The 17,030-nt window shown below is 69.0% G+C and carries 9 protein-coding genes; 6 read left to right on the top strand and 3 right to left on the bottom strand.

Annotated elements, in window-relative coordinates; translation table 11 throughout:
- Positions 1-2: 2 nt before the first annotated feature.
- Together D7V88_RS16305 and D7V88_RS16300 are read left to right on the top strand one after the other, a co-directional pair.
- Complete coding sequence (locus D7V88_RS16305) at positions 3-8,762, top strand: non-ribosomal peptide synthetase/type I polyketide synthase (protein WP_120541564.1); 8,760 nt, start codon at positions 3-5, stop codon at positions 8,760-8,762.
- Positions 8,743-9,213 (top strand): nuclear transport factor 2 family protein, encoded by a 471-nt coding sequence (locus D7V88_RS16300; RefSeq protein WP_120541563.1) that lies wholly within the window; start codon positions 8,743-8,745, stop codon positions 9,211-9,213. The genes D7V88_RS16305 and D7V88_RS16300 overlap by 20 nt, the downstream gene beginning before the upstream one ends.
- Positions 9,214-9,267: 54 nt before the next feature.
- On the opposite strand, the gene D7V88_RS16295 is transcribed toward D7V88_RS16300, so the two are convergent.
- Positions 9,268-9,855 (bottom strand): TetR/AcrR family transcriptional regulator, encoded by a 588-nt coding sequence (locus tag D7V88_RS16295; protein WP_120541562.1) that lies wholly within the window; start codon positions 9,853-9,855, stop codon positions 9,268-9,270.
- A 152-nt stretch (positions 9,856-10,007) separates the two neighbouring features.
- On the opposite strand from D7V88_RS16295, the gene D7V88_RS16290 reads away from it, so the two are divergent.
- On the top strand, positions 10,008-12,467 hold the full coding sequence (locus tag D7V88_RS16290) for a CocE/NonD family hydrolase (RefSeq protein WP_120541570.1): 2,460 nt from the start codon (positions 10,008-10,010) through the stop codon (positions 12,465-12,467).
- Positions 12,468-12,587: 120 nt separating this feature from the next.
- A complete protein-coding gene (locus tag D7V88_RS16285; protein ID WP_120541561.1) occupies positions 12,588-13,994 on the top strand; it encodes a methyl-accepting chemotaxis protein in 1,407 nt (468 codons plus the stop codon).
- A gap of 47 nt (positions 13,995-14,041) precedes the next feature.
- Here the strand turns inward: D7V88_RS16285 and D7V88_RS16280 are convergent, their stop codons facing one another.
- Positions 14,042-14,272, bottom strand: coding sequence for a hypothetical protein (locus tag D7V88_RS16280; RefSeq protein ID WP_120541560.1), 231 nt, complete (start codon positions 14,270-14,272; stop codon positions 14,042-14,044).
- Between the two features lie 39 nt (positions 14,273-14,311).
- Complete coding sequence (locus D7V88_RS16275) at positions 14,312-15,028, bottom strand: sterol desaturase family protein (protein ID WP_244238180.1); 717 nt, start codon at positions 15,026-15,028, stop codon at positions 14,312-14,314.
- Between D7V88_RS16275 and D7V88_RS44430 the strand changes: the two genes are divergently transcribed.
- Both D7V88_RS44430 and D7V88_RS16265 read left to right on the top strand, forming a co-directional pair.
- Complete coding sequence (locus D7V88_RS44430; RefSeq protein ID WP_120541558.1) at positions 14,951-16,327, top strand: glycerophosphodiester phosphodiesterase family protein; 1,377 nt, start codon at positions 14,951-14,953, stop codon at positions 16,325-16,327. The two genes, D7V88_RS16275 and D7V88_RS44430, sit on opposite strands and share 78 nt — an antisense overlap.
- A 93-nt stretch (positions 16,328-16,420) precedes the next feature.
- Positions 16,421-16,960: a MarR family winged helix-turn-helix transcriptional regulator gene (locus tag D7V88_RS16265; RefSeq protein ID WP_372241087.1), complete on the top strand. Its 540-nt coding sequence runs from the start codon at positions 16,421-16,423 to the stop codon at positions 16,958-16,960.
- Positions 16,961-17,030: the final 70 nt, after the last annotated feature.

Below are 17,030 nucleotides of genomic sequence, written 5' to 3'. Positions count from 1 at the left end.
TCGTGAATACCATCTCCGCGCACCCAGACAGACTCCGGGCTTTTTCACAGGGACGCCAGACGGAGTTTTCCAGGCAGGACATCGCCACGCTGTTCGAAGCCCACGCACGCGACACTCCGGATGCCGTGGCATTGCGCTTCGAGGGTGGCGCGCTCAGCTATGACACGCTCAACCGGCGGGCGAACCGGCTGGCGCGGCGGCTCCAGGCGCAGGGTGTGGGGTTGGATCAACCCGTGGGAATCCGCGTTGACCGCACGCCTGAGACAATTATCGGATTGCTGGGAATCCTGAAGGCAGGCGGTGCCTATCTGCCGTTGGATTCCAATCATCCGGTGGAGCGTCTCAACGTGATGATCGAGGAGGCCGGGCTGCGCGTGCTCGTGGGCCGGCGCGAGGACCTCCAGGGGCTGCGCTTCCAGGGGCACCTCGTCGAGCCTTCCTCCGTGGACGAACCCCTCGATGAACGTGACGCCTGGAACGTCCGGGGCGGCGCGGGTCCCGACTCGTTGGCCTACGTGCTGTTCACGTCGGGCTCCACGGGGAGGCCCAAGGGCGTGTGCATTCCGCACCGGGGCGTGGCCCGGCTGGTGTTGGACGAAGGCTTCATGGGGTTCCGGTCCGAAGACCGCGTCCTCCAGGCCGCTTCGTTCTCGTTCGACGCTTCGACCCTGGAGGTCTGGGGCGCGCTCCTGAACGGCGCCACGCTGTGCCTCATCTCGCAGGAGACGCTGCTGTCGCCTCCGCTCCTCGCGCAACGGCTTGAACGCGACGCGGTGTCGGTCGCGGTCCTGAGCACGTCGCTGTTCCATCAACTGGCCGCCGCCATCCCCGCCGCGTTCCGTGAGCTGCGCGTGTTGATGGTCGGTGGCGACGTGTTGGATCCGAAGTGGGTGGCGCATGTGATGACGCATGGGAAGCCCCAGCGCCTGCTCAACAGCTATGGACCGACGGAGTGCACCACCTCCGCGACGGCGTATGAAATCCGTTCACGGCCCACGCTGGGGGAGTCCATTCCCATCGGGGGGCCGCTCGCGAACCTCCAGGTGCATGTGCTGGATGACGCGCTGGGGCTCCTGCCCGTCGGTGAGGTGGGGGAGCTGTACATCGGAGGGGAAGGGCTCGCGCGCGGTTACTTGAACCGTCCCGACCTGACGCAGGAGCGGTTCCTCCCCGATCCCTTCCGCGACGCCCCCGACGCGCGGCTGTACCGGACGGGGGACCGTGCGCGGTGGCTGGAGGACGGCACGCTGGAGTTCCTGGGGCGCGTGGACCACCAGGTGAAGATCCGGGGCGCCCGCGTCGAACTGGCGGAACTCGAAAGCGCGCTGCGGGCCCACGGGCAGGTCGGTGACGCGGTGGTCCGGGTGCATGAGGTGTCACCCGGGGACAAGCGGCTGGTCGCCTATGTCTCACCGCGCGACGGTGCCTCCCCGGACGCGACGGAGCTGCTGGCGCACCTGCGCTCCCGACTGCCGGCCTTCATGGTGCCCCACGCGGTGAGCGTCCTGGACCGGCTGCCGCTCAACCCCAGTGGGAAGGTGGACCTCCAGCAGCTCCCGGCGCCGCACTTCGGCTCGGGGGACGGCGAGGCGCCGCGCGAGGGACTGGAGCGCGAGGTGGCGCGTGTCTGGGCGGAGGTGCTGGGCACGGAGCGGGCCGGCACCCAGGACCGCTTCCTGGATTCAGGAGGGGACTCGCTGCTGGCGGTCCGCTTCATCGAACGGTTGGAGCAAGCGGTGGCGGTCCGCCTGCCGGTGCGGGCGCTGTTCGAGAATCCGACCCTTGAAGCGCTGGCGCGGCGCGTGGAGTCCGCGAGGGGCGAAGCGCGTGGCGTGGACCTGCCCCCGGTCGTTCCCGTGGACCGGAGCGGGCCCCTGCCGCTGTCCGATGCCCAGCGGCAGCTCTGGCTGCTGCATCAAGTGGCGCCCCGGAGCGCCTTCTACAACGAGCCCTTCACGCTGTACCTGCCGGGCGACATCGAACCCGACGCGCTGGAGCAGGCGTTCCAGTCGCTCATCGCCCGTCATGAGGTCCTGCGCACCACCTTCGGTTCCACGTCCGAAGGTCCCTTCCAGCGGGTGGAGTCCGGGACACCGTTCCGGCTGCGGAGCGTGGACCTCCGTTCGGTCCCCGAAGGACTCCGTGGCGCGAAGGCCGCGCAACGGACCACGCAGGAGGCGCGCGAACCCTTCGACCTGGAGCACGGACCGCTGCTGCGGGCGACGCTGATGCGACTGGGCCCTTCGGAGTGCCGCCTCGCACTGGTCCTGCATCACCTGGTCGTGGATGGCTTCACGATGGCGGGGTTCCTCCAGGAGCTGCATCGGTTCTATCGGGCGGCCATCGACGGGAGACCCGCGGCGCTGGCGCCCGTTCCGCTCCAGTACGGCGATGCCGCGGTCTGGCAGCAGGGGGCTCGCTACCAGGAGGCCATCGCGCCGCACCTTGCATGGTGGACGCGGACGCTCGCGGGGGCTTCGCACCTGGAGCTTCCCACCCAGCGTCCCCGTCCTCCGGTGCAGGGCTTCCGTGGCGCGAAGCACGTCGTGCGCATTCCCCGGGACCTGCTGGAGGCCGTGAAGGCGTTGGGGCGCCGCGAAGACGCCACGCTCTTCATGACGATGTTGTCGGCGTTCGGCGCGTTGCTGCACCGCTACTCCGGCAGCGACGACTTCGTGCTCGGCGGTGCCTTCTCGGGACGCGGCCGTGAGGAGCTTCGCTCCATCTCCGGACACTTCGTGAACCTGCTGCCGCTGCGGCTGCGGTTCTCCGAAGGGTTGAGCTTCCGGGCCCTGCTGGAGCAGGTGCGGCAGGTGTGCCTGGAGGCGCTCGAACATCAGGAGGCGCCGCTCCTGCGCATCGTGGAGGCGGTGAATCCGGTGCGCATCCCCGGTGCCAATCCACTCCTCCAGGTGTCGTGCACCCTGGAGCCGCCCATCTCGGTGCCGGGTTCGGGGTGGCGGGTGGAACCGCACGACACCGACACGGGCACGTCGAAGCTGGACCTCTCCATCGAACTGGACGAGCGCCCGGAGGGCATGTCCGTGCGGATGGAGTACGCGCTGGACCTGTTCGACCCCTGGATGATCACCCAGTTGGGCGAGCACTTCGTGACGTTGCTCCGCGAAGCCGTCCGCGCTCCAGAGGTGCCCGTCTCCGCGCTGCCGCTGTTGTCGGAGCAGGAGAAGACGCGGCTCCTCGATTGGGCACAGGGCCCGATGGAGGACGTATCCACCGCCGACTGCCTGCACCGCCCCTTCGAGGCCCAGGTCGAACGCACTCCGGATGCTCCCGCCCTGGTCTTCCAGGGGCGCGTGATGAGCTATCGGACGCTGAACGCGGAGGCGAACCGGCTGGCCCACCACCTGCGCTCGCTGGGGGTCGGACCTGGAGCGCTGGTGGGCCTGTGTCTTCAGCGCTCCTTCGAGATGATCATCGGCGTGCTCGGGACGTTGAAGGCGGGCGCGGCCTATGTGCCCCTCGACCCGAGCTACCCCAAGGCCCGGCTGGAGTTCACGGCGCGGGACGCGGGGCTGAGGCTCGTGCTCGCGCAGGAGGCGACGCGGTCGCTCGTGGCCGACACGGAAGGCCGGGTCCTCTGTCTGGAAGAGCTGCGTGGAGTGCTTGCCAGCGCCTCCGAGGAGAATCCCCGGGTGTCCGTCACGGGCGATGACCTGGCGTATGTCATCTACACCTCGGGTTCGACGGGACAGCCCAAGGGCGTGCTGCTCGCGCACAGGGGGGCGGTTCATCTCTGCGAGACGGTGGCCTCACGTTTCGGCTTCGGGCCTGGGATCCGCGCGTTGCAGTTCACCCGCTTCGGGTTCGACTTCTCCGTCGCGGAGATCTTCCCCACGCTCTTCTCCGGCGCGACGCTGTACCTGCTCTCGCAGGCGGAGGTGACGCCCGGTGAGGAGCTCGCCGACTTCCTGGAGTCCCAGCGCATCCACATCGCGATGTTCACGCCCGCGGCGCTGAGCCCCATGGCCTGGCGGGCGCTCCCGGACCTGAAGGTGCTGGTGGTCGGCGGTGAAGAGGTGCCGGAGCAGCTCGTGGACACCTGGGCTCCGGGGCGGCGGTTCATCCAGGTGTACGGGCCCACGGAGACCACCGTCTTCACGACGGCCGGTGACTGCGTGGCGGGCGCGGGAAGGTCGCCCATCGGCAAGCCGCTTCCGGGCTACGAGGTCTATCTGCTCGATGACGCCCTGGTGCCGGTGCCCGTGGGCGTCCGGGGCTCGCTCTACATTGGCGGGGTGGGGTTGGCGCGGGGCTACCTGCGCCGCCCCGAACTCGATGCGGAGCGGTTCGTTCCCCATCCGTTCAGCACGGAGCCGGGAGCGCGGCTCTACCGCAGCGGCGATGTCGCAAGCCACCGTCTGGACGGCAGCATCGAGTTCCACGGGCGCTCCGACCGTCAGATCAAACTGCGCGGCTTCCGCATCGAGTTGGGCGAAGTCGAGGCCGCACTGCGCGAGCACCCCGACGTGCGGGATGCCGTGGTCGAACTCCGGCTGCTCGCGGGGGAGCAACACCTCGTGGGCTACGTCGTCCCAAGGGATGCCGACGCGGCGGGGCGCCTCCAGGCGCGGGGCTTCAAGGAGACGCTGGGCCAGACGCTGCCGCCCCACATGATTCCCCGGGAGTTGGTGGTGCTGGAGTCGTTCCCCCTGGGCGTCACCGGGAAGATCGACCGGAGCGCACTGCCGCCACCCTCGTCGCGAACCCGCGAGCGCGACGTGGCGTCCGGAGCGGCTGCGTCCACGGAGCGTGAGAAGGCGTTGGAGCGCATCTGGTGCCGGCTGCTCGGTGTGGAGCGGGTCGGCAGGCAGGAGGGCTTCTTCGACGCGGGGGGAAACTCCCTGCTGCTCGCGCGGATGCAGTCGGCGCTCGAAGTGGAGCTGGGCATCCGCCTGAGCATGGCCAGGCTGTTCCAGTTCCCGACCATCGAGGCGCTGGCGCGGCACCTGGACGACGTGCCGGTGGAGCAGCCCTCGCGAACGCCTCACCGGGAGCGGAGTGCGCGCCCGGAGCATCCGGGGAGCATCGCCATCATCGGTCGAGCGGGTCGCTTCCCGGGGGCGCCGGATCTCGAAGCGCTCTGGTCGCTGCTGGTGGAAGGCCGTGAGGGCCTGTCCCGCTTCAGCCGGGAGGAACTGCTGGCGGCGGGAGAGGATCCCAAGCTCGTGGAGCAGCCCGCCTACGTCCGCGCGTCGGGAATCCTGGAGGACGCCGAGTTCTTCGACGCTGGCTTCTTCGGCTACAGCACGCAGGACGCCCGGCTGATGGATCCGCAGCTCCGCCTGTTCCTGGAGTGCGCCTGGGAAGCGCTGGAGTCCGCAGGCTACGACCCGAAGCGACTGTCCGAAAAGGCAGGCATCTTCGCGGGCGCGGGCGTGCCGCGTTACTGGCTGGAGCAGGTCGCGTCACGCTACCGCACCCTGTCGGTGGCGTCTGAGTCGTACCGGTCCATCCTGGGCAATCCGTGGCAGTTCCTCGCGACGACGACGGCGTATCAACTGGGCCTGCGCGGGCCCGCACTCACGGTACAGACCGCCTGCTCCACGTCCCTGGTGTCCATCCACCTGGCCTGTCAGAGCCTGCGCGCGGGCGAGTGCGAGCTGGCGCTGGCGGGCGGGGTCTCCCTCTTCGCCTCGGGCCCTGCCGGCTACCTCCACGAAGAGGGGAGCATCACGTCCCCAGACGGCCACTGCCGCCCGTTCGATGCGCGGGCGCGCGGTACCGTGCCCTCCAGTGGCGTGGGGCTCGTGGTGTTGAAGCGCCTGGAGGACGCGCTGCGCGATGGCGACACCGTCCACGCCGTCATCCGGGGCTCGGCCATCAACAACGATGGGAACGGCAAGGTCGGCTTCACCGCGCCCGGCGTGGAGGGACAGCGCGATGTCATCGCGCGGGCGCACGAGGCCGCGGGAGTGGATCCGCGTCACATCACCTACGTCGAAGCCCACGGGACGGCGACGCCGCTGGGAGACCCGCTGGAAGTCCAGGCGCTGCGGCTGGCCTTCGGAGACCGCGAGGACACGGCGCCCGCCTGCGCGCTGGGTTCGCTCAAGAGCAACGTGGGGCACCTGGATTCGGCGGCCGGCGTGGCCGGACTCCTCAAGGTGACGCTGGCGCTGGAGCACCGCTTCATCCCTGGAACCGTCCACTTCGAACACAGCCCTCCGGACATGGCGCTGGAGCAGAGCCCCTTCGTGGTGAGCCGGGAGGGACATGCGTGGATGCTCCCCGACGGGCGCCCACGCCTCGCGGGGGTGAGCGCGTTCGGCATTGGCGGGACGAATGCCCATGTGGTGCTCGAAGAGGCACCGCCCGCGCCAGTGACCCCCGACGCGCCCGAAGGCGAGACGGTGCTGGTGCTGTCGGCCCGGAGCGAGGAGGCCCTGGACGAGGCGTCACGGCGGCTCGCGAACCACCTGGAACAGTACCCGGCCCAGGCGCTCGCGGACGTCGCGTACACGTCGCGCGAAGGGCGGACCGCCTTCGAATACCGGCGCACAATCGTGAGTCGGGAACCAGCGGACGCCATCACGAAGCTCCGGCGGTCGGGTCCCTTCCGGCGCGCGCCTCGCCACGTGCCCGAGGTGGTCTTCCTGTTCCCCGGGACGGGGACGCAGGAGGTGGGCATGGGCGCGGCGTGGTACCGGCGCTCACCGGTGTACCGCGAGGCCCTGGAGCAATGCCTCGAACTCTTCAGCCAGGACCTGGAGCGCGAATTGCGCGCCGCGTTGTTCGCGGAAGAAGCGGACCGGTCCCGCGCCGAGGAGGCCCTGCGCGCACCGTCGCTGGGCATGGCCGCCATCTTCTCCACGGAGTACGCGCTGGCGCGGTTGCTGCTCTCCTGGAACGTCCATCCCACGGCCCTCATGGGTCACAGCCTGGGCGAATACACCGCGGCCTGTGTGTCCGGCGTCCTGTCGCTGGAGGAGGCCGTGGCCCTGGTCGAGCTGCGCGGTCGACTCTGTGATGCCCTGCCGCCCTCGGGAATGCTGGCCGTGCCGCTGTCGGAGAGCGTGCTGGCGCAGGAGCTTCCTGACGACCTGTCGCTGGCCGCGGTCAATGGTCCTGGCCAGTGCGTGGTGTCCGGGGCCGAGGATGCGCTGGAGTCCTTCGCGACGCTGATGCTGTCGAAGGGCATTCGCACGAAGCGACTGCCGCGCGCGAGTGGCTTCCACTCCGCGCTCGTGGAGCCGGCGATGGCGCCGCTCACGGCCCTGGCGTCCTCCATGGATCCGAAGGCCCCGGGCATTCCCCTGGTCTCCAACGTCACGGGCGCCTGGATGGACGCGGCCACCGCGCGAGACCCCTCCTACTGGGCCCGTCATCTGCGACACACGGTCCGCTTCTACCGGGGCCTGGACCTGCTCTTGGAGCGCCGCGAGCAGATCATCTTGGAGGTGGGGCCGGGGCGGATCCTCTCCACGCTGGCCCTGCTGCATCCGCAGGCGGGCTCGCACCGGCTGATCCTTCCCACGCTCGGTGTGCCCGAGGGCCGGCGCACCGCCCCCGAATCCGACGAGCAGGCGCTGCTCGGCGCGGTGGGCCACCTGTGGACCGCGGGCGTGCCGGTGGACTGGAGCGCGATGCGGGGCAGGGTGGCCCGGAGGCGCGTCCCCCTGCCGACGTACCCCTTCGAGCGCAAGCGGTACTCGCTGGCGACGACGGAGCCGCGCCCCCCGGCGGAGCTGCCACCGACCCCTGTCGTCGGGTCCGGGGGCCTCCAACGGGAGGGCGTGCGTGCGACGGTGGAGGCCATCTGGAAGGACCTGCTGGGCGAGGAGTCGCTGACGCCCGACAGCCACTTCTTCGAGCTGGGGGGAACCTCCCTCCTGGTCGTGCAGCTCAACCGCGAGCTCAAGGCGAAGCTGTCGGTGGGCCTGTCGCTGCATGCGGTGCTGGAGCATCCGACGCTGGGCGCGTTGACGCAGGCCATCCTCTCCGAGCTGGAGAAGACGGGACGGCCGTTCCGCAAGGAGGCCGCGTTGTTGATGCGGCTCCAGGAGGGGCGGCCCGGCCAGACGCCGCTCTTCTTCGTGCAGCCCATCGGAGGAACGGTCTTCACGTACATGCCGCTGACGCGAAGGCTGGGGCCCGCCAGGCCCGTGTATGCCTTCCGCGCCTCGGGACTGGAGGCCGGCGAGGTGCTCTACCGGGACGTGCCGCTGATGGCGCGCCGGTACGTGGACGAGCTGCTGGCGTCCCACCCGAAGGGGCCCTTCTGGTTGGGCGGCCATTCATCGGGCGGCGTGATTGCCTATGAGATGGCGGCCGTCCTGCTGGAGCGGGGGCACGCGGTGTCGGGCGTCATCCAGATCGACACGGTGACGGTGGATGACTCGCGCAGGCTGGGCATTCGCAGCGTGGGGGACGTGCTCGAGTTGATCGACGCGTTCCGGGAAATCTCTCCGCGCGCGGCGGAAGGCTTGAAGACGGCCATGGAGCTGGACTTCCGGCTGCGCGACGTGGTGCTCGCCACCAACGAGGCCATCGCCGCGTACTCACCCGGACGGCATCCCATTCCCCTGGTGTACCTGCGGGCCCAGGAGCGGGACACGGTCCTGGACGGCCACGCGGAGCAATGGTGGCGCGCGCTGACGACGGCGGACTTCCAGTTCCACGAAGTGCCCGGCAACCACTTCAGCGTGATGGAGGCCCCGTTCGTGAGGCAGGTGGCCCGGCTCATCGAGGACTGCCTGACGGCGGGGAAGGGAGCACGGCACGATGACGACAACGTGGGTTGAGCGTTCGAAGGACGCAGGGAGCTGGAAGGCCGAACTGGGACAGCGCTTCACCGCGTTCGTGGACGCCTACGAACGCGGCAGCCTGGACGCGCTGCGGGAGTTGTTCTGGCACGACGACGACATCGTGGTCGTGGGCACGCATTCCAACCTGCACTTCGTCGGCTGGTCCCAGGTCGAACACTCCTTCCGCACCCAGTTCGGAAGCCTGAGCGACATCCGGGTGACGCTGCGCTCCGAACAGCTCTGGCACGGCGGGGAGCCACCCTCCACGATGGCGTGTCTCACGCTGCCCGCGATGGACATCGCCCTGGTGGCGGGCGGCCGTCCCGTCACCTTCGAAGGCATCCGGGTGGCCTGCGCCTTCGAGCGCCGGGGCACGGAGTGGCGGATGGTCCAGATGCACTGGTCGCTTCCGCGCACGGAGGTGCTCGTGGACCACAGGTATCGGTAGTCAGGGCGGCGTCCTCGCAGGCCTGGCGCAGTCCCGCGCTCCCCGGACGTGGCTTCAGAACTTCTCGAAGACGGCGATCAGGCGGCTCGCGACGAGCTCACTGTCGAGGTCACGGTCGATGCTGACCCTGACCACATAGCCTTGAACGGCAGTGACGATGGCGTCGGAAATCTCGTCCGCGGCAGTGTCCGGAGGCCTCTTTCTTGCGCGCGCGGGCTCCTGACACCAGGGCAGCAACGCTGTCCTCACGCGTGCGCGCAACTCAATCACACTGTCCCGGGCGATCTCTTCAAGCTCACCGTCGCGAGGACCCTCCGCCCATATCTGAAGGAGGGTCTGTGCGTACGCCTTGTCGCTCCTCAAGCGCAGCAAGTGCGCGAGGACGCTGGCAGGCGTGCGCTCCGAGGGCAGCTCCTGGCTCACGGTCGCGACCAGCTCGCTCAGAGCGGTCGAGGCCGCGAAGCGCAAGAGCTCGGCCTTGCTCGAGAAGTGCGAGTAGACCGAGCCGGCGGAAGAGCCTGCCTCGCTGATGATGTCCGCCATCGAGGTGCTGGCGAAGCCCTGGCGAGCAAAGCACCGCATGGCAGCCGCCGCGATGCTCTCGCGCCGCCGCTGCCTCGAAGTGTCGCTCAGCTTGGGCATGCCAGAAGACTAACTCTCACCCCCTCCTAGCCAAACAGAATGATCGTTCTGTATGTTGTGTTTCCGGGAGCGTGGACATCGATGCCCCACGCCCGAAGGACGAGGACCGACACGGAGCCGGTCCCTGGATGAAGAGACACGAGGAGACCGTCATGAGCGATGACCCGAAGGTGTTCGTACCGTCCCAGCCGCTGAAGCCGGGCCCCAGGTACGGCATTTTGAGTGGGTTCGATCCCGGCACCCGGACCCTGCCGGCCGGATTCCGGATCGCGCCCCCGTTCCGGTCGGTGCCGGTCGAAATCGTCCTGGAGAAGGACGTCGCCGTCACCTTGAGGGACGGTGTGACCATCTACGTCGATGTGCTTCGCCCTGCCGGAGCGCAGAAGGTGCCGGTCATCGTGGCATGGAGCCCGTACGGCAAGGGCCAGGGGACCTCCCCGAGCGTGATGGGCATCTTCAATCTGGTCGGGCTCGACAATGGGGTCGTGTCGGGGCTGGAGAAGTTCGAGGGGCCGGATCCGGCATACTGGTGCGCGCAGGGCTACGCGATCTGCAATCCGGACATCCGGGGCGTGGCCGACTCCGACGGGGACAGCGTCATCTGGGATCGCCAGGAGGGACGCGACTGTTACGACCTCATCGAGTGGTTGGCCGTCCAGGAGTGGTGCACCGGCAAGGTCGCGATGAGCGGGACGTCCTATCTCGCGGTGTCACAGTGGTTCACCGCCGCCGAACAGCCCCCGCACCTCGCGGCGATCAACCCGTGGGAGGGTGTCAGCGACGTCTACCGGGACCTCGTCCTGCGCGGCGGCATGCCCGACACCGGGTTCGCGAGGCAACTGCAGGACAACAGCTACTGGGGCAAGGGACGCAAGGAGGACCTCCTCGCGGAGGCCGAGCGGTATCCCCTCATGGCCGACCTGTGGGAGGACAAGATCCCGCGCTTCGACCGGATCACCGTTCCGGCATACGTCGTGGCCAGCTACTCGAACACCCTGCACACGGCAGGCACGTTCCGCGCCTGGCGCCGGATGGCCTCGAAGGAGAAGTGGCTCCGCATCCACAACTCCCAGGAGTGGCCCGACTACTACGACGAGGCGAACAGGGAGGAGCTGCGCCGCTTCTTCGATCGCTACCTGAAGGGCGAGGACAACGGGTGGGAGCAGACGCCGCGCGTCCGCTACTCCGTCCTCGATCTCAAGGGCGGCGACCAGGTCGGGGTCGGCGCGGACGCGTTCCCCCCGAAGGACGTCACGCCGACGAAGTACTACCTCGACGGCCGCTCGCGCGCCTTGACCCCGACAGCACCGACCGATGAAGCGACGGCGGCCTACGACGTGGTTTCCAACCCAGATGCGGTGTCGTTCATCACGCGCTTCGACAAGGAGACCGTCCTGGTCGGCTACCCGAAGGCGCACCTCTGGGTCGAAGCACGCGGTTCGGACGACATGGACCTCTTCGTCCTCGTCCAGAAGCTCGATGCGTACGGCACGCCCCTGCAGCAGTTCACCGTGCCCAACCAGAGCGCGCGGGTGCAGGACATCACCGAACGCGGCGCCTCGATCCTGCGGTACAAGGGCTCGGACGGACGCCTCCGCGTCTCCCTGCGCCATCTGGACGAGACGCTGTCGACCGATGCCGTGCCCGCCCACAGCTTCGACAGGATCGAGAAGCTCTCCCCCGGTGAGGTCGTCGAGGTCGAGATCGATCTGCTCCCGATCGGCCTCGCCTTCCACCCCGGCGAACAGCTCCGCTTCGTCATCAGCGGCAGGAGCCTTCTGGGAACACTGATGCCCGCGATCCGCGAGTACACCCCTGCCAACAGCGGACAGCACGTCGTCCACACCGGCGGCAAACACGCCTCCTACCTGCAACTGCCCGTCCAGGCGAGCAGTCAAGGAATGGCAGCCAAAGAAGGAGCGACCCAACGAGAGACGACGGCTTTTGCTGTCGAACTCGTGTCAGGGCCCACCGCGGCGGGCGGGGTCGATGACTTCGAGCTCGTCTTCGCTCGCAGGGCGCTCGCTCGGCTCAAGGCGCTCATCGGGCGTCAAGGCCTGATGGACCTCCTGGCCAGGGACATCGAAGAAGGCAACGCGTTCCTCCGCGAAAGGGCCAAGGCCTCCGCCGGGAAGTTCACCTCTGGAACCACCGTGCTGGCGGTTCGAGGCCTCAAGGCAGCGCAGTTCGTGCACTGGCTCGAGAACAGCTTCAGTGACGAGAACATCCTCCTGGCGGGCGAACCGGAACACTTCGTGATCGCCCCCAACCCGGATTCCACGGTGACGATCGTCGAGAATCTCGGCCCCTATGTCTGCCGTGTGGTGCTTCCAGGCTTCGACACGGCCCCGAGCTGGGCCGCGGAGGCGAGCAACGAATTGCTGCCCGAGTCCGACTACCCGTTCCGCAGGCTCGGCGCCATGCACCTGCCGGACGGCACGGTTGTTGGACGGGTGCTGACCCAGTTCGGCGATACCGCTGAAGGCTTCAACGCGAACCTGACCTGCTACTTCCCTGCCGCCTGCCCGGAGGACATCCTCGAGCAACACCGCCAGCACCTCGCCGTTGAGTTCAGGAACTGGATCGTCGCCGCCGCGGGAGCGAGGCGTTGAAGCACGGGCAGCGGATCCCGTTGTCGAGCAGGGGATGGGAAGGACCCGGCCCCTGTTGGGCGGACGCAGTGGAGTGATCCTTTTACGGCGTGGACGGGCCACGCGAGCACGGACGTGTTCATGGCGATTCCCCGCCCCTGGTCGTCCCCCTCCTGCTCGTCGCGACTCGCCACGCTGGGCGCGGTGCTGCTCCTGCTCTTCACCGTGACGCCCGTGGCCCGGGCGGCCCCCGGGTCCGACGCGCCCGTCGCGCTGCGCGACGGCTGGCGCTTCCGCTGGGGTGACGCTCCCGCGTGGGCGGCGGAGACGGGCGAGACGCCGGACTGGCATCCCACGCAGGCGCTGAAGACGCCGCAGGGCCGCGGCGACAATACCTTCCTGTGGCTCAGCATCCCCGTGCCCGCGGGCCGCTGGGAGAAGCCGGCCCTCTTCCTCGCCGGGATGTCCGCCTTCTTCCTCGCCGTCTTCATCACCGCGCTGCCCATGCTCGGGCTGGCGGAGACGTCGCTCGGCAACCTCACTCCCTGGGGCTACCTCGGGCTCGCCGCGTCGCTCGTCGGCGTGGTGGCGCGCCGCTCCGTGCAGGTGGTCCGCGCGTTGTCGGAGTACACGCACCAGCTCGAGGCACGGCAACAGGAGGTGCGCCATCTGGCCGAGCGCATGGGCAACGGCGCCGGAGAGCTGGCCACCGTCGTGGACCAACTCCGCGCCTCCAGCGACACGCAGGCCTCGGGCGTCAGCCGTCAGGCGGTGGCACTCCAGCAGGCGGACCAGACGGTGCGGGAAATCCGCCGGGCCTCGCAGCTCACCGCCGAGAAGGCCGCGGCGCTCTGCGCCTCCGCCGAGAGCGCCGAAGTGGTGGGACGCGAGGGCGCGGTGGCCGTGGAGCGAACGCTGGCGGACCTCGCCGCCATCCGCACCGAAGTGTCGGAGATGGCCGGCCGCATCCTCGCGCTGGATGCGCGCACGCGCGAAGTCACCGGCATCGTGGCCGTGGTGAAGACGCTGGCGGACCAGTCCAACATGCTGGCCATCAACGCGGCCATCGAAGCGGTGCGCAGCGGCGACAGCGGCAAGGGCTTCCGCGTGGTGGCGCAGGAGATGCGCGGCCTCGCGGACCAGTCCATCCAGGCCACCCAGCGGATCCGCGATGTGCTCGACGGCGTGAGTGCCAGCATGCGCGAGGCCGCGAAGGTGAGCGAGCAGGGCGAGCAACGCGTGCGAGGGAGCCTGGAGGCAGTACGCGCCTCGGGCGCACAGCTTCAGAAGCTGGCCGCCATCATCCAAGAGACCAGCGCGAGCATGCGGCAGATTACCGCCGCCGTGAGCACGCAGGACGCGGGCACGCACCAGATGGCACAGGCCATCCAGGAGCTGTCCGCGCAGACGGGCCAGACGCTCAAGACGGTGCAGGAGACGCAGGAGGCCACCCGCTCCGTGCACTCGCTGGCGGAGAGCATGTCGGGCATGGCCACCCAGACACTGCGCGCGGAAGGGTGGACCGCGCCAGCTCCCGTGGCCGGCTGACGCCGTGCCTTCGCGCGGCGGGGAGCCGCCCTCCACGGTATCGGCAGTCAGGGCGGCAGGGGCGAACGGCGCGGCGTGCCCAGCAGTTCCAGGGTGCGCACCGCCACATCCGTCAGCGTGGAGGAGCATGGCATGCAGCCTCCACCGCAGCACGATGGCCATTCGCCTTCCGGGTCGCGCAGCAGTGGGTACACGCAGCCGCGCAGGGACTCTGGCAGGCCGGCGTCCTCACAGGCCTGGCGCAGCGCGGCCTGCACGGTGGCGTCCTTCACATCCATCGTCCCTGCTTCCCGAAGCGCGGGCTCCAGGTCCCGGAGTCAGGGATTTTCTCTAACCGGGACGTTCAGGGGTGGGCAAGGTCGTTCGCTGGGGCCCTGCTCGGGACGCGCGTGCTGTTCCAGCGCCCCCTTCCCGGGGTGCTTGATGCGGCGTCCGCCACTGCCCATCAGGATGTCCATCCACCGGTTGCTGATGCCGAAGTTGCGGTCCGGCGTCGCGAAGTGGTGCGCCATGTGGTGCGCGCGCAGTTCCTTGCCCCATTTCGTGCGCGGCGTGTGGTGGTGCGTGGCCCAGTGGATGGTGTCGTAGGTCATGTAGCCCCAGACGATTCCGACGAAGTACGGAAGCGTCTGCGCCGGGTGGCCCACCAGCCACAGCAGCCCGCCGATGAGGAGGGCCAGTGGGACGCTCGCACTGGGCGGCATCACCAGGCGCCGGGCATCGTCCGGGTACTTGTGGTGGTAGCCGTGTGCGATTTCATGCACCCGCCGGGTGATGGGGCCGTTGCCCTCCCAATGGAAGAAGAACCGGTGGATGCCGTACTCCATGAAGACCCACGTCAGCAGGCCCAGCGGCACGAACAGCACGCTCGTCCCCACCGTCGTCCTTCCCGTGTAGAGGCTCCACCCGAGGAGGCCCAATGTGAATGGGCCGTAGAGGAGGACCGGCACCGCGGGATGGACCTTCGAGCATGCTTCGAGAAAGTCGTTCTCGAACATGCGGGTGGACTGATGCCGGAAGTACGCGCGCCCCATGACACCCTGAGTCTTGGGATGGGAACCGCCGGATGCCTCTGGCCGTTTGTCTGTCTGAAGTGTCGCCTTGCACGAAGCGGCTGCTCCGCTGCCCAGGTGCTGGGGCTCAGCGACGGCGGGCCCTCCGCGTGGCCCATGCCCATCTGCCTCCTGGCCGCCTGCTGGCAGGATGTGCCCGTGTCCTCTGCCTCTCTGACTGCCTCCGCGCTGTTCCTCGCGGGACTCGCTGCTTCCTGCACCGGGCCCCTTCGAACCACCCCCGCCCCAGGGGATGACCCCACCGTGCGACTGATGGATGGCGCGAGAGCACACGCCCGGGCCCAGGGTTCCCTCCAAAGGCCTGTCTGCTCCCCCTCCGTCGCGCTGCTGTCGTCGTCTGGAACGTCGGGACGGGGCCTCGACCTGGAGCGCCTCCACGCAGCCGGGCATCCCGTCGTGGTCTGGACCGTGAACGATCTGCCCACGATGCGTGCCCTGCTCCAGCGCGGCGTGGATGGAATCATCAGCGACCGGCCGGACCTGCTTGCGCAGGCCGTGCGCGACTTCGACGCCAACGCGGACGGCACGCCCGGCGACCTGCTGGACGCCGACGGCCTCATCGACCCGAGGCGCTTCGATGCGCAGGGACACCGGGGCGCACGAGACCTGCGTCCGGAGAACACGCTGCCTGCCTTCGAGGCCGCGCTCGACCACCGCATGACGACGCTGGAACTGGACACCGTCCTCACCGCCGACGCCGTGCCCGTGCTCTCCCACGACCCGGACCTGTCCCCGAAGAAGTGCCGCCACGCGGACGGAAGCCCGCTCACCGCCCCCGTCCCCATCGCTTCGCTGACCGTCGCCCGGCTCCAGTCCGACTTCGTCTGCGACCGGCTCCTGGAGGACTGTCCCGAGCAGGTGAACGACCGCACCCTGTCTCCCGAGGCCGTCGACTTCGCCGCCCGCACGGGCCTTCCGGACGCCTACACCGTGCCCACCCTGCGCCAGGTGTTCGCCTTCGCTGAAACACAGTCAGACGCCGAGCACACCGCCCGTGACCCGCTCCGCGCCCGGAACGCGAAAAGGGTGCGTTTCAACGTGGAACTCAAACGGACCTCCGCGAACAAAGACATTCCTCCGGCGCATGGAGACGCGGTCGCCCAGGCCATCCTGTCTTCCGGACTCGCTGCCCGCGCGGACGTGCAGTCCTTTGATGTGGGAGCCCTCCGCACCCTGCAGACTCGCCACTCCGAACTGCGGACCGTCTATCTCTTGGAGCACCTACCAACAGGGTCGGACCTGAAGGCAGTCTCCGAGTAGGGAAGCCCCTGTCCTCCCTCAAGAGTCGAGAAGGTAGTCAGGGCCCGAATCATCTTGCGCAAAATTGTTAGGGGCCTTACTAGATGCTCCGCCTTGGCTCCGACCCCTCCCAAGAACGCGACCCCGATGAAGCTCGTGCCCCGGTACGAGCGGCTCCAGTTGCAGGTCCACCGCTTCCCCTCGTTGGACCCGAGCGCCATCGAGACGTGTATCGCGATGCTGCGTCTGTCCAATGAGCTGACGGGGGCCTACGAGGCGCACTTCTCGCGGCATGGATTGTCGCAAGGGCGCTTCGTGGTGCTGGTGCAGCTCTTCCTCGCGGAGGACGCGGGCGGAACCCTGAGCCCCGCGGAGATCGCGGAGCTGGCGTCGTGCAGCCGCGCCACGATGACGGGGCTGCTGGACACGTTGGAGAAGGACGGCCTCGTCTCCCGCGTGGACCACCCCGAGGACCGGCGCATGTACTCGGTGCACCTCACCGAGCGTGGCCGCGACCTCATGCAGGGCATGTTGCCCGACCACTACCGCCGTACCGCCGCGCTCATGGCCCACCTGAGCCACGACGAGCGGGACACCCTGCGCGCCCTCTTGGCCAAGGTGTCCGCCGGCGTCCCCGCCCTGCGCGATCCCTGATCCGCGTTCCGACCCCTTTCTTCATCCGATTCGAGCAACAACCATGACGACCCGCACCACCGCCCCCCTG

Origin of the sequence: Corallococcus terminator, assembly GCF_003611635.1 — a bacterium.
GTDB lineage: Bacteria > Myxococcota > Myxococcia > Myxococcales > Myxococcaceae > Corallococcus > Corallococcus terminator.
Note: the sequence above shows the minus strand (reverse complement) of the source record. Positions and strands in the feature narration are given on the sequence as shown.